14 protein-coding genes are annotated in these 13,034 nt (G+C 61.4%); 8 read left to right on the top strand and 6 right to left on the bottom strand.

Features of this window, described 5'->3' with window-relative positions:
- Positions 1–41: 41 nt before the first annotated feature.
- The 5 genes from ACWF8S_RS00540 to ACWF8S_RS00520 all read right to left on the bottom strand — a co-directional run bounded on the left by ACWF8S_RS00540 (position 42) and on the right by ACWF8S_RS00520 (position 4,285).
- The gene (locus ACWF8S_RS00540) at positions 42–335 is read right to left on the bottom strand and encodes an EscU/YscU/HrcU family type III secretion system export apparatus switch protein (protein ID WP_447554886.1); all 294 of its coding nucleotides are present in this window, start codon (positions 333–335) and stop codon (positions 42–44) included.
- Positions 335–1,639: a flagellar hook-length control protein FliK gene (locus ACWF8S_RS00535; RefSeq protein WP_447554885.1), complete on the bottom strand. Its 1,305-nt coding sequence runs from the start codon at positions 1,637–1,639 to the stop codon at positions 335–337. Before ACWF8S_RS00535 ends, ACWF8S_RS00540 begins: the two co-directional genes overlap by 1 nt.
- Positions 1,636–2,022 carry a flagellar protein FliT gene (gene fliT / locus ACWF8S_RS00530; protein WP_447554884.1) on the bottom strand — a complete coding sequence of 129 codons (387 nt, stop codon included), beginning with the start codon at positions 2,020–2,022 and terminating at the stop codon, positions 1,636–1,638. Before fliT ends, ACWF8S_RS00535 begins: the two co-directional genes overlap by 4 nt.
- A gap of 7 nt (positions 2,023–2,029) precedes the next feature.
- Entirely contained in the window at positions 2,030–2,446 is a 417-nt protein-coding gene (gene fliS, locus ACWF8S_RS00525) for a flagellar export chaperone FliS (RefSeq protein ID WP_447554883.1), read from the bottom strand.
- Positions 2,447–2,590: 144 nt separating this feature from the next.
- Positions 2,591–4,285, bottom strand: coding sequence for an HD domain-containing phosphohydrolase (locus ACWF8S_RS00520; RefSeq protein WP_447554882.1), 1,695 nt, complete (start codon positions 4,283–4,285; stop codon positions 2,591–2,593).
- Positions 4,286–4,606: 321 nt separating this feature from the next.
- Between ACWF8S_RS00520 and ACWF8S_RS00515 the strand changes: the two genes are divergently transcribed.
- Complete coding sequence (locus ACWF8S_RS00515) at positions 4,607–4,969, top strand: flagellar protein FlaG (RefSeq protein ID WP_447554881.1); 363 nt, start codon at positions 4,607–4,609, stop codon at positions 4,967–4,969.
- 93 nt (positions 4,970–5,062) lie between these two features.
- Here the strand turns inward: ACWF8S_RS00515 and fliE are convergent, their stop codons facing one another.
- Positions 5,063–5,383 carry a flagellar hook-basal body complex protein FliE gene (fliE, locus tag ACWF8S_RS00510; RefSeq protein ID WP_447554880.1) on the bottom strand — a complete coding sequence of 107 codons (321 nt, stop codon included), beginning with the start codon at positions 5,381–5,383 and terminating at the stop codon, positions 5,063–5,065.
- 275 nt (positions 5,384–5,658) lie between these two features.
- On the opposite strand from fliE, the gene fliF reads away from it, so the two are divergent.
- The 7 genes from fliF (at position 5,659) to fliL (ending at position 13,032) form a co-directional block, all read left to right on the top strand.
- On the top strand, positions 5,659–7,416 hold the full coding sequence (fliF, locus tag ACWF8S_RS00505; RefSeq protein ID WP_447554879.1) for a flagellar basal-body MS-ring/collar protein FliF: 1,758 nt from the start codon (positions 5,659–5,661) through the stop codon (positions 7,414–7,416).
- The gene (fliG, locus tag ACWF8S_RS00500; protein WP_447554878.1) at positions 7,409–8,416 is read left to right on the top strand and encodes a flagellar motor switch protein FliG; all 1,008 of its coding nucleotides are present in this window, start codon (positions 7,409–7,411) and stop codon (positions 8,414–8,416) included. Before fliF ends, fliG begins: the two co-directional genes overlap by 8 nt.
- Positions 8,409–9,185: a flagellar assembly protein FliH gene (fliH, locus tag ACWF8S_RS00495; protein WP_447554877.1), complete on the top strand. Its 777-nt coding sequence runs from the start codon at positions 8,409–8,411 to the stop codon at positions 9,183–9,185. Before fliG ends, fliH begins: the two co-directional genes overlap by 8 nt.
- The gene (fliI, locus tag ACWF8S_RS00490; RefSeq protein ID WP_447554876.1) at positions 9,182–10,570 is read left to right on the top strand and encodes a flagellar protein export ATPase FliI; all 1,389 of its coding nucleotides are present in this window, start codon (positions 9,182–9,184) and stop codon (positions 10,568–10,570) included. The genes fliH and fliI overlap by 4 nt, the downstream gene beginning before the upstream one ends.
- A complete protein-coding gene (gene fliJ, locus ACWF8S_RS00485; protein WP_447554875.1) occupies positions 10,571–11,023 on the top strand; it encodes a flagellar export protein FliJ in 453 nt (150 codons plus the stop codon).
- A gap of 22 nt (positions 11,024–11,045) precedes the next feature.
- Positions 11,046–12,407, top strand: coding sequence for a flagellar hook-length control protein FliK (locus tag ACWF8S_RS00480; RefSeq protein ID WP_447554874.1), 1,362 nt, complete (start codon positions 11,046–11,048; stop codon positions 12,405–12,407).
- A 151-nt stretch (positions 12,408–12,558) separates the two neighbouring features.
- Positions 12,559–13,032 carry a flagellar basal body-associated protein FliL gene (gene fliL, locus ACWF8S_RS00475; RefSeq protein WP_447554873.1) on the top strand — a complete coding sequence of 158 codons (474 nt, stop codon included), beginning with the start codon at positions 12,559–12,561 and terminating at the stop codon, positions 13,030–13,032.
- The last annotated feature ends 2 nt before the right edge of the window (positions 13,033–13,034 follow it).

Below are 13,034 nucleotides of genomic sequence, written 5' to 3'. Positions count from 1 at the left end.
CCCCTAATCCCCCTCATGGTTGCATACAACGCCGGTATTGGCTACTTGCGCCTTTCAAGATGAGTCGTCTCATCCTCGGAGAGTTCAAACACCCATACAAGTAGTTCGGCTACTACTTGATATAGACTAGCAGGGATTTCGGTGTCCAGGTTCAACTGCATCAAAAGCGCCACAAGTTCAGGTGCATCATGGACATAGATACCCTGACGCTCGGCCTCGGCCATGATGCGTTCGGCAAGTTCACCATAGCCTTTGGCGACGATGCGGGGCGCCTGCTCGCCTTCTTGATAGGCCAGGGCCACCGCCTGACGGCGACGCTCCGGAGAAGAATCCATTACGCCTCACCTGCCAATTCTTTCAAATGAACGCGCACTTTCTGGAAATCCAGCGCCCCCAACCGCGTCTCCAGCACCCCCAATGACGACTCGAGACGCTGATAGGTTGCGTTATCGCCGGTGCTCATTTCCACCCCGAGCGTGGATCTGAAAAGTGACAGCGCGATGTGAAACGCACCGATCGCGGGCACTTCCAGATCCATCTCCGAGCGCCACTCCTGTTCGGCCTCCTCGCCTTCCCCGCCCTCCTGACCCGACTGACGGGCGCCGGGCAGGTTGATCACCAGAGCCATGAAGATCCCCGCCCACACATCACCTTCCCAGCGAATAGCGGGCGCCACCAGCATTTCAAGCTGCTGACGCACCAGCCCTTGAAGACTTTCGTGGACCACTTCCCGCTTCGTCGGCGCCAGAGCTTCATATTCGCGAATCCCGGCGGCGTCCCGCGGGGCGAGGCTGCGCTCCTTTTCTTCGATCAGCGGCGCTGGTGTCGTCGCAACTCTGCCCGTCGGGCGGTCAACAACGCCTCGTTCGCTCGAACTGGCCAGGCCCGGGCCGGACGGCTCCACGGCGACGCCAGGCATCGGCCCAGGGGGTGTTTTCAACAGGGCGGCACCGGTGGGCGGGGCCTGAAGCACCAGCGCCGTATTGGGTAAGATGGTAACGGTACTGGGCAAGCTGGCATGAGCCACGCCTGCCATGGGAAAGCCCGTGCCGGAGGTAGCCGGCGGTGCCCATGCAGCCGAGGGGGCGCCCATGGCAGGCGCCTGGGCCGCCGTGAAAGGCCTGGCAAGCTGCATCTGGGGTTCGCGCATAAGCTGCAGACGGGGAACATCCCCCTGAAACCAGCGCTTCAAGTGCGCTTCATAAAACAGCCCGCTGTCGCGGATGCTGGCATCCAGCCGGTTGGCGAGCGTGGTGGCGGTGGGCGTGTCGTTCAAGCCCATCAGGGGGGCATCAAGACGTAGTGCGGTTGGTGGGGAGGGAAAACGCAGCAATACATCGGCGATGCCGCGCGCCGCCGGGCTCAGGTGGGTCTGAGTCGAGCCGGGCGGCGTATCGCCTGCAGGCGGGGCAAGCCCGCGTCCACCTTGCTGCGGTGACGGGGGTAGCCGGCGCAAATCATCAAGAGGTAATGTGGTGGGCCGGCCGTCAAGACCCGCGTCCCGCGAAAGCGCCCGGGGGCCGTCGCCTGGCGTGACCGGCTGAACGGGCGCATTGATCGAGCGCTGAAGCGACGCCTCACCCTGACGCCCCAGTACCTGGTGCATCAGCGTATCAATCAAGGGCGTGATACCGCTCACGACGTGGGTTCATCCTGGGTAGAGCTGCCCTGCTGCGGCGCGTAGGCACGATGAAGATCGCGCTGCTTCTGAGTGACGCCAATCAATTTGCCCAGCTCGTCTCGACGAGTCACCAGACGACGCCGGATCTCGACATCGTGTTCGAGAATGCGCTCGAGAAGCTCCGCCTTGCGCGACTTGCCAGCCTCATCAAGCTCGACGCTTTCATCGAGCTCGCGAAGCTTATCGACCAAGATAACGTAATGGGTACGCTGCTCGATAAGCTCCGCCCACTGCTCGGTACTCGCCAACACCTGCATCTGTGCTGCACGAGCCAAAAGCTCTCTGTAGGTTTCAAGCAGGACTTGCTGGGTATCGGCACGCGCCGTTTTAGAAGCGGACATGGTTGCCTCACGCACTTTGTTGTTGACCGATCTCACGCCAAGCTGAGGCAATATCCTCTAGAAGACGTTCCGCTTGATCGAGACTTTCCTGGTCGTTGCGTAGATTGGCGGTGAGCAGAAGCCGCGCGATATAGTCGTACAAAGAGCCCAGGCGCTCGGCGATCGCCCCCCCTCTCTCCTGATCGAGTGCTGCTGCCAGACCGTTGTTGACGATATCCAGCGCCTTCGAGATCGAACGGCCTTTTTCAGTCACGTTGCCCGCCTGCATATGAATGCGGGCCGCGCGAATCGCCGCCTGGGCGCCGTCGAACAGCATGACGATAAGCTGATGAGGGTCCGCTGACATGACGCCGCTCTCCACGCCGACGCGGGCGTAGGCATTAGCCCCACGGCCGTAGGCGCCACCGCTGCGAGAATATGTCATAGGAGAACTCCTTAAATGAGTAGAACAATCGCCAGCGCCACGACAGCTCAGGAGCTGTTCAAGAATACCGGCCTATCTATGTATCGGCTCAGCGCCCGCTGACTTTAACCGGATACGCAGTTTTTAAACGCTCGTTCAAACGGCTCAGGTAGAGACCGCCACCTCTCTTCTGGGCATACCCAGACGTTCGACGACGTCCCCGGCAACGCTATACTTGAGCGTGCCCCGCAAGGGCGGCACGGCCTCTTCCGTAAGTACTACTTCGGTGGGGGCGCCCTGTTCGTCAACGCGCACCACCCAGGCAAGCTGTTCGCTTGAAAAAAGGGCCAAGGCACCCACGGGCAGCGACTTGAAATGGTCGATATAGCGTTTTACCCAGCGCGCGTCGAACTGATGGGGATGGCGCAGCAGGTAGCGATAGATCTCCTGGGTGGTCTTGGCGGGCCGGTCCGGGCGGTCACGACGCATGGCCTCGACCACATCGATAATGGCGCAGGCCTTGGAAAGCTCGCTGATTTCATCGCCGCGAAGCTGATCGGGATAGCCGCTACCGTCCAGGCGCTCGTTGATCCCCTTGATCACCGTCTGAGCGATACCTTGCGAGAGCCACTGGCAGCTCTTCAGGCGCTGAAGCAGCAACGCGGCATGTTCGCTCAGCGCCTTGCGGTGTGTCGCTTCGAAATGGGGCGCGGTGTAGATGACCTGGGGCACCAGCGCCTTGCCCAGATCATGAACGAGAGAGCTTGCCACCAGAGCCTTGCGTACATCTTCCGGCACGTCGCCGCCGACCCAGTCGAGCAGATGAATCGCCACCGAGATGCCGTGACGCACCAGCAAGGGCTCCAGCGAAAGGCAGCGTGAAGCGAAAAGCAGTGCCTGGCGATCCTCCTTGTGCAGACTGATGATACGGTCGGCATTCAACGACAGCTGGCGCGAATCGATATCGCTGCCCTGCTGGAGCAGCAACAGCTGAGCATCCAGATAGGCCGCGACCTTCACCAGGCGCCGGGCGGCGGGCGTGGCGTAATGCTTGAGATCGCGCCGCCCCACCTGATGCTGCTCACCCTTTTCCGCCCCCTGGGCGTCAAACAGTGGCGACGACTGCCGCATGGCCTCGGAGGCTTCCTTGTCGTAGCGGATGGCCTCACGCTCTATTTCACAGACGAAGTACCAGACCTTGCGCGACTGCTCGGCGCTATGATCGACAAACTCAAACCCGACGCGCAGGAGATGGTATTCGGCATCGGTGAGCTGATGCCGCGCTTCGGCATCGATTGTAAACGAGGTTCCATCAGGAAAGGCGTAGCCAAGCGTCAGGGGGGAGCAGGACTGGGCCAGCAAGCCGCTGGCGCTGAGGGGAAGCTCCACCTGACAGCCGCTCTGGGAAAGATCACGCAGCTCGCCCTGTACACTCTGGCCCTGCTCATCCGTCACCGTGACCACGACGGTCATGCCCATGCGTAGCTGAGCGCGAAACGACTCGCGCCGCTGCAGCACCCAGAGCTCCTCGGGATACTGGCTGCAGCACAAGAACCGCCCGCCGGACTGACGGGTTTCGGTCAGCGTCAAATGCGCCGTTCGAATCACCTTGCCCTGGGATTGCCCACGAAGATAAAACGGCTCCCCCGACTGCAGCTGATGGAGCAGATAGCTGACCGACGAAAGATCCATCACCAGCGTTTCGCCTTCATGCTGCTCCATCAACACGATGGGCTCGGGGCGGGCGCCGGGGGAGGTCAAACAGATGGACACCCCACCGCTTTCGATCATCGTCTTCAAGAGAGAACTGATTACCGAGGAGTTTGTGACGCTCTCAAACCCGTTTTGCTCCACTTCCATCACCTGCCTCACCCTCCCCGGCCGGCGCTAGTTGTTAGCACCGATCTAACTGCAGTTAGCATAACAAAGCTTGCAAGAAGTCATCGGCCTATATGCGGCAACGCGCACGGCTATTTTGGACGTTAAATGACCACGTACGCGAGGCGACCAAGCTATGAAAAGTTTCATGGGTTAAAGTTTCATCAACCTTGGCCGATAGCCATTCAGAGGCCCATGCGTGTGCGCCAGGGCTTCGTCAATCTCAAGGCGTTATCCCACTACTGTCGTCCCACTAATTGGCAGGCTGTTACTAATTGGCAGGCTGTTATAGGAGCGTGATGCATGGACTCTTTACCACTGGACAATACCTTTACTCCGCTGACGACCAGTGCGTCGCAAGCCTTTTCACCCCAGGCGCTGCGCCAGGAAATCGTCGAGCGAATCGCTAGAGCCCCGGAAAGCATGGGTGTCGGCACCGTCGAGATGTCCAGAGAAGCGCTGGCCGGGCCTGTCGAACGTATCAACGAGGTACTGCGCCCTCGCGGGCTGGAGTTTGATGTAAGTGATGAGTCGTCGAGGATTATTACCCGAGTCATCGATCGTGAAACCAACGAGGTAATCCGTCAGATCCCGGGTGAAGAGGTTCTGGAGCTGGCCAGGCGAATAGAAGAGACGCAGGGAGGACTGATTTCGCTTGAAGCCTAGAGTTCGGCGCAGCGGGCAGCCTTACGGTGAAACGCCTGGCTGCGCCTTCTCTTGCCTGCTTTCTCTTTCCAGCATCTTTCAAGCAGCGCTTTGCTAGACCTGCATGTTCATGACATCACGATAGGCACTGAGCATGCGGTTACGCACCTGCATACCCATTTGAAAGGCGACACTGGCCTTTTGCATATCGACCATGACGTCGCCCAGCTCGACATTGGGCGCACCGGCCTGAAACGCCATCGCCTTGGTGTTCGCGCTTTGCTGCAGCTGATTGATGCGCCGGATCGACGCCTGAAGCTCGCTGCCGAACCCGCTTTGACCCAGGTGGGCAGGCTCGCTTTTCAAGGGGGCTGCCGCCTGAGAGGCCAGGCCCTGCATTTGCTGTAACGCAGACTGAATGGCGGTTGAACTCATACGCAAGCCTCGTTGGGTAGACGGGTAAAGTAATACCGACACCCTACCATCTGCAGTACAAGACTCATACGAACAAATAAGTAAGAAAAGCTGAGCTTTTCCTTCGATTATGGTCGACCCGCCTAAGGATAATGGCGTCCATCAAAGCTCCGCATCAGTTTATCTATTTTGACGACTATTTTAACGACTTACCCCGATTGACGGATATAGCCTATGCCCTCATTGATGATGCGCCTGGGCCGAGACCAGCTTTGCTTATCCTCTAGGAGGAATTCATGAGCGAGACTGGTGCTACGGCAGGCCGTCAAACCAGCTCCCCCCCTAACGCTGCCCGAAGCGATACGGCGGAGAGTCTGAAAAGCAACGCTACGCTTACGCGTCTTAGCCAGCAGCTGCGCACCAGCCCGCTGGTGATGCTGCTTGTGGCAGCGGCTGCCTGTATCGCTCTGGTAGCGGCATTATTCATGTGGGCCAGCAGCCCCGAATACCGCGTGCTTTACAGCAACCTGAACGAGGCGGACGGTGGACGCATCATCTCCGAGCTTGACAGTCGCGCCGTTCCCTACCGGTTCAGCGACAGCGGCCAGGCGCTTTTAGTACCCAGCGACCAGGTTCACATGTTGAGGCTTCAGCTTGCCGAGCAGGGGCTTCCTCGGGGGGGCAATCTGGGTCTTGAGCTAATGGACACCCAGGCATTCGGTATCAGCCAGTTTGCCGAGCAGGTCAATTTCCAGCGGGGCCTCGAGGGCGAGCTGGCTCGGTCCATCGAGTCACTTGGCCCGGTGGAGCGCGTGCGCGTTCACCTCTCCCTGGCCAAACCCTCGGTGTTCATACGTGATCGTGAACCCGCCAAGGCCTCGGTGGTGCTGACGCTTTTGCCAGGACGCGTACTCGGTGAAGGCCAGGTCAGCGCCATCGTGCATATGGTATCGAGCAGTGTGCCCGAGCTTGCCGCGGAAGACGTGACCGTCGTGGATCAAAACGGACGCCTGCTCTCGGCAAAGGCCTCGCAGGGTAACGACCTGGACGGCTCGCAGCTTGAATACATTGCTGAAGTGGAGCGTTCCTACCAGCGGCGTATCGAAAACATCCTGTCGCCCATTCTGGGCAGCGACAACGTACGCGCCCAGGTGGCCGCGCAGATCGACTTCTCACGACGCGAGCAGACCTCCGAACGCTACGGGCCGAACCAGCCGCCGAACGAAGCCGCGGTGAGAAGCCGTCAGGTCAGTCTGGCCTTTGATGGCGAGAACCCGCTGGCCACCGGTATTCCCGGCGCGCTCAGCAACACCCCGCCCGGCACGGCACCCTCGCCCATCAACCAGCCCGATGAGGGCGAGGATGGCAATGCCCCGGCGGAGAACGCGCTACAGAACCTGCGTCAAGACGACGTGGTGAACTATGAAGTCGACCGCAGCATCGAGCATGTTCAGCAGCGTCTGGGCCAGGTCCAGCGCCTGACGGCGGCGGTCGTGGTCAACTTCAGAACCGTGGTCAATGACGCCGGCGAAACCGTACAGGCGGCCTTGACGCCGGAAGAGATTGCTCAGCTGGAGCGGCTTGTTCAGCAGGCCATGGGCTACTCCCAGGTGCGCGGCGATCAGATCGAAGTGGTCAACACGCCCTTCGTACAGGCAAGCGATATCGAAGACGACACCACCTGGTGGCAGCGCCCGGAAACGCTCTCGCTGGCCGCTACCCTGGGACGCTACCTGATGGTGGCCATCGCGGCACTGTTGCTTTACTTGCTGATCCTGCGCCCGCTCATCAAGCGCTACACCCAGATGCCGCCCGCCGCCGAGCCGGCAGCGTCCAACAGCACCTTCCGGGTCAGCGTAGGCGATGATGAAGAGAGCGAGACCGGTCAGGAAGGCGAGCCTTCAGAGGACGGCGAGACCTATGACACGCGACCTAAGCGTCGGCGCAAGACGTCTCTTTACGAACATAATCTTAAAGACCTGCAGGATATGGCCAAGGACGACCCCCGCATGGTCGCGATGATTATCCGCAGCTGGATGAATGCCAATGAGTAGCGCCATTGAACAGATGAGCGGCGCTCGCAAGAGCGCCATCCTTTTGCTGACGCTGGACGAAGACAGCGCCGCCGAGGTGTTCAAGTACCTGAACGCCTCCGAGGTGCAGGCCATCAGCCTGGAAATGTCCAAGCTGAACCAGATCTCCCACGAGGACATGAAGGCAGTGCTTGAAGCCTTCCACCGGGAGACCGACGAGTTCGTGGCGCTCAACCTGAACTCCAGCGATCACATACGCTCGGTGCTGACCAAGGCACTGGGCAGCGAACGCGCCTCGAGCTTGATCGAGGATATTCTGGAAAGCACCGGCAGCAATTCGGGTATCGACGCGCTGAATCTGATGGAAGCCACGATGGTGGCCGAACTCATCCGCGACGAGCATCCGCAGATTATCGCCACCATCCTGATTCATCTGGAGCGTAACCAGGCCGCCGATATACTCGAGCTTTTCGACGAGAAGCTGCGCAACGACGTCGTGCTGCGTATTGCCACCTTCAGCGGCGTTCAGCCCGCCGCGCTTCAGGAGTTGACCGAAGTGTTGACCAGCATGCTGGATGGCCAGAACCTCAAGCGCAGCAAGATGGGCGGCGTAAGAACCGCCGCCGAAATTCTCAACCTGATGAACTCTTCGCAGGAAGAGGGAGCAATCGAGACCGTTCGCGCGCACAACGAGGATCTGGCACAGAAGATCATCGACGAGATGTTCTTGTTCGAGAACCTGCTCGACCTGGACAACCGCGCGGTTCAGCTGGTGCTTCAGGAAGTCGAGACCAATTCGCTGGTCATCGCCCTCAAGGGCGCTCAGGAAGCGCTGGTGGACAAGTTCCTGCGCAACATGTCCCAGCGGGCGGCCGATCTGGTGCGCGAGGACATGGAAGCCCGTGGCCCCATCCGCGTTTCGCAGGTCGAGACCGAGCAGAAAGCCATCCTGCAGGTGGTCCGCCGTCTGGCCGACTCCGGCGAGATAGTGCTGGCCGGCGGGGACGACGAGTATGTCTAACGCTCATTCCCCCGAGTTCGATCGTCACGGCCAGTGGCGACGCTGGCAGATGGAAGAGCTGGGAAGCGACCTGTCGCCGTCCGCCGATGAGCAGGCACCGCCCAGCGCCCACCAGCGCAGGGTAGCGGCGGCGCAACACGCCGCTGAGCAGGCGCGCCTTCGCGAGGAGCAGGAGCGTGAGGCCATTTATGAGCGTATCCGGCAGAAGGCCGAGAAAGAGGGCTATCAGACCGGCCTTGCCCAGGGCCACCAGGAGGGCTTCGAGCAGGGCCTGAAAGAGGGTCAGGAAGAGGCTCGAAAAGCAGCGGACGAACAGGTGCGCCAAACCGTGGCCCCGCTTGCCGCGCTGGCCAGACAGTTTGCCAATGCCCTGGAGCGTATCGATGACACCATCGCCGATGACCTGGTGGAGCTTGCCATGGTCACCGGCCGGCAGCTGGCCCTGGCGTCGCTCGCCCAGCGTCCCGAGCAGGTTCTCGAGCTCGTTCGCGAACTTCTACATACCGAACCGCCGCTGGTGGGTCAGCAGCGGCTATGGCTCAACCCTGACGACCACGCCCTGGTGAAAGAACACCTGGGCAGCGAGTTGAGCGCGGCCGGTTGGGTGCTACAGCCCGATGACCAGCTCGCGCGGGGAGGATGCCGCGTCACCAGTGCTCAGGGCGAGCTCGACGCCACCTTTGAAAGCCGCTGGCAGTCGGTGTCGGCCCAGATGCGCAAACGTAACAAACCGCCATCGTCTGATGTCTCAGGACAGGACAGCGAATGAGCAGCCCCGTCGTCGTTCACTCCCAACGCTGGCGCAAGGCGCTCACGCGTACTTCCCAGCGGGTGGGCCAGTTGCCCAGCTACCGGCGCAGCGGGCGGGTGGTGCGCGCCACCGGCATGGTGATCGAGGTAGTGGGCCTGCGAGTGGCCGTGGGCAGCGCATGTCGCATCGAACTGCCCGGCGCCGACGGCCGGCTCAACGATAACGAGACCCACGCCGAGGCCGAAGTGGTGGGGTTTTCCGGCGACAAGCTCTTTTTGATGCCGCTCGAGCAAATCTCGGGGCTGATGCCCGGCGCCCGGGTTTCGCCACTCGTCGACGGCAGCGGTCATAGCGCGCGGCGTTTTCCCATCGGCGATGAATTGCTGGGTCGGGTGCTTGACGGTAATGGCAACCCGCTCGATGACCGCGAAGGGATCGACGAGGTGCCTCGGGCTACGCTTCATACCGCCCCGCTCAACCCGTTGGCCCGGGCCCCGATCGATACACCGATCGACGTGGGCATTCGCGCGATCAACGCCCTTTTGAGCGTCGGCAAGGGCCAGCGCATGGGGCTCTTTGCAGGCTCTGGCGTGGGTAAATCGGTGCTTTTGGGCATGATGGCCCGCTATACCCAGGCCGATGTCATCGTGGTGGGGCTGATTGGCGAGCGGGGGCGGGAAGTGCAGGATTTCATCGACAACATCCTGGGCCCTGAAGGGCGCCGCCGGTCGGTGGTGGTGGCCGCACCGGCGGATACCTCGCCGCTTCAGCGCCTGCAGGGGGCTGCCTACGCCACGCGCCTGGCCGAAGGGTTTCGCGACAGCGGCCGTAACGTGCTGCTGATCATGGATTCCTTGACGCGTTACGCCATGGCTCAGCGCGAGATCGCGCTGGCCATTGGTGAGCCGCCGGCGACCAAGGGTTACCCGCCGTCGGTATTCGCCAAGCTGCCGGGGCTGGTGGAGCGCGCCGGCAACGCCGAACGCGGCGGCGGCTCGATCACGGCGTTTTATACCGTGCTTACCGAAGGCGACGATCAGCAGGACCCCATCGCCGACTCCGCCCGGGCGATCCTGGATGGTCATATCGTGCTCTCGCGAAGCCTTGCCGAGGCGGGCCACTACCCTGCCATCGACATCGAGGCCTCGATCAGCCGGGCGATGAACGCCGTGGCCACCGATGAGCAGATCAACAAGGCACGTACCTTCAAGCAGATTTTTTCACGCTATCAGCGCAACCGCGATCTGATCAGCGTCGGGGCGTACAGCCCCGGGCACGACCCTCGACTGGACGAGGCCGTCAATCTCTTTCCAGACCTTGAACGTTTCTTGCAGCAGCGCGTTGAAGAGCGTGCAACGCTCGAAGAATCACGACAGGCACTTGAGCACGTGGTGGGAGGCTAAATGCAACATTCACAGCTTGATATCCTAACCGGCCTTGCCCGGGACGCCAGAGACCAGGCGGGCAAACTGCTGGCCGAAGAGCGTCAGACCCAGCATCAGACCCAAACACAGCTTGAGTCGCTCAGCCGCTACCGGGCAGAGTACGCCGAGCGTCTGCAGGCCGCCATGCGCGAGGGCATCGACCCGGCCACCATGTTCAACTACCAACAGTTCCTGGCCTCCCTCGACGCGGCCCTCAGCCGCGCCCGCCAGGCGCTCACGGCTCAGCAAAAGCGCGTTCAGCAAAGCCAGCAGCACTGGCAGCAAGAACAGCGCAAGCTTTCCTCTTACGACACCCTGGCGTCACGTCGGCTGCTTGAAGAGCATCGTCGTCAAGAGCGTGTCGATCAAAAAGCCAACGATGAGTTCGTGACGGGCCAGACCGCACGGCGCTCATCGGACAGATCGCAGTAATGCGAGCAAGGAGTCAAACGCCATGACCATGTCGCTACTGCTTCAAACGTCTCAAAGCCTGCGCAGCGCGCTCTCCGCCCTTCCCGGCGTCAACACCGAAAGCGGTGCTGTCGAAGGCTTTCACACGGCGCTGCGCCAGGCGTTCGATACCCGCCCGACGGGTACGCTCGCAGGCCAGCTCCAGGCGCCGGAGACAGCGCCTCTCGATGCCTTTCGTGATGCGTTGACGGCACTGGGTATCGATACCGATGCCCTTGACGAGGCTTCACTCGGCGCGCTTTTCATTGCCACTGGGCAGACGCTATCCGCAGAGTTGCCGGCAAACGAGGAGCGCATCGACGTGCTGGAAAGCATGCTCGCGCAGCTGGGTACTCTCACGTCCGTCGCCGCCGATGCCTCGACATCAAAATCGGCCCCGACCCCAGCGGATGATGTGCGCCTGACCGATGCTGCCGAACCTGCCGAGGTCACGAATGATCAGGCCGTCATCCCCACCTCTCTGGACGAAGTGAAAGCGCGTCTGGCACTGGTGGCCGCGTTTGCCGATACGCCAGTGAATGCAGCGCAGCCGGATGTCACAAGGCCTGCGGCCCCTGTGCTGGGTGAGGCCGCCACCCGCGTGCTCGATGCGATCACTGCGCTGCGCGAGCAAGCCGAGCCCAACGCCCGAGGTGTCCTCCCCAACACCAATGAAGCACGCCCGGTGTGGAACGCTCAGATTCAGACCCAGGCACCCGCCTCGTTCTATATCGCGGCGACGACCGCCAGTGCCGCAAGCCCCGCCTTGGACGGCGACCCGGTCTCAGCGCCACTGGCAGCCAACGCCAGCGCGATGTTCGCCCCCGTCGTGGGCAAGGCGCCAAGCGCTGCAGCCCCGGGGAGCCAGCCGGGCACCGAGCAGGCTGCCCTTGGCGTTGCGACCGCCCCGGCGGCCCCGACAGCCGCCAGCGCTCAGCCCGCGATCAGCACGCCAGTCACCAGCCCCGCGTTTCCGGAAAAGCTTGGCCAGCAACTGATTCAAATGACCCAGCGCGGCGGAGAGCAGCACGTCAAGCTCGAGCTGCATCCCGCCGAGCTTGGCCCGCTCTCGATCGCGCTGAAGGTCAGCGAGCACGGCACCCAGGCGCAATTCTTCTCGGCCCATGCCCAGGTTCGCCAGGTCATCGAGCAGGCGATTCCTCAGCTGCGTGAAGCGCTGGCCGAACAGGGAATCGCCCTTGGCGAGACCTCGGTAGGCCAGCACAACCAGCCCAACGAGCAAGCGTTTGCCCAGGCGAAGGGCACCACGGCTCAAGGTGGTACCGCCTCGGCCGATGAACTGGAGGAGGCGTTACCCGCTCCGGTAAATGTGACGCTGGATGGGCGGGTCGACCTTTACGCGTAAGGTCCCTTTCAGGAACATCTTCATACTCGACGCCATGAGCGGCTAAGCCAAAAGATAGGCTCTCCCAAGGAGCCTGTTCATTTCTTAGGCGGCCGACTCATTAGGCATAATGCATGGCAATCGTCATGCGTAAGGATCATGGGAATACTCAATGGCAGAAGCAAGCGGTGGGTCTAAGAAACTGCTTTGGATAATGGTCGTGCTGGTCGTGCTCTCTTCCCTGGGTGCGGCCGCTGCGATTTACATGGTGCTGGGTCAACAGGGCGACGGTGAGGTGAATCAGGCCCAGGTCACCGCCAAGCCCGAGCCCCCCGTGTTCACCCGGATCGAGCCGTTCACGGTGAATCTGGCCGATGACCGCTACGGGTCACGCCTGCTGTATACCGGTATTACCCTGCGCGTGGGTGGCGAGACATCCAAGGCCATTATCGAAGAACACATGCCCCAGGTACGCAGCCGCCTGTTGATTCTCCTGTCCGGCAAGCAGGCCAGTGAATTGACGTCCATCGAAGGTAAAGAAGCGCTTGCCCAGGCAATCATCAACCGGCTGAACGTTCCGTTGACGGAAAACCAGCCGCCGCTTGATCTGCAGGAAGTGCTGTTTACCGACTTTATTGTGCAATAACC

It is taken from the genome of Vreelandella xerophytica (genome assembly GCF_968048975.1).
The sequence above is the reverse complement of the archived record's forward strand: the minus strand, read 5'-3'. Positions and strand labels throughout refer to the sequence as shown.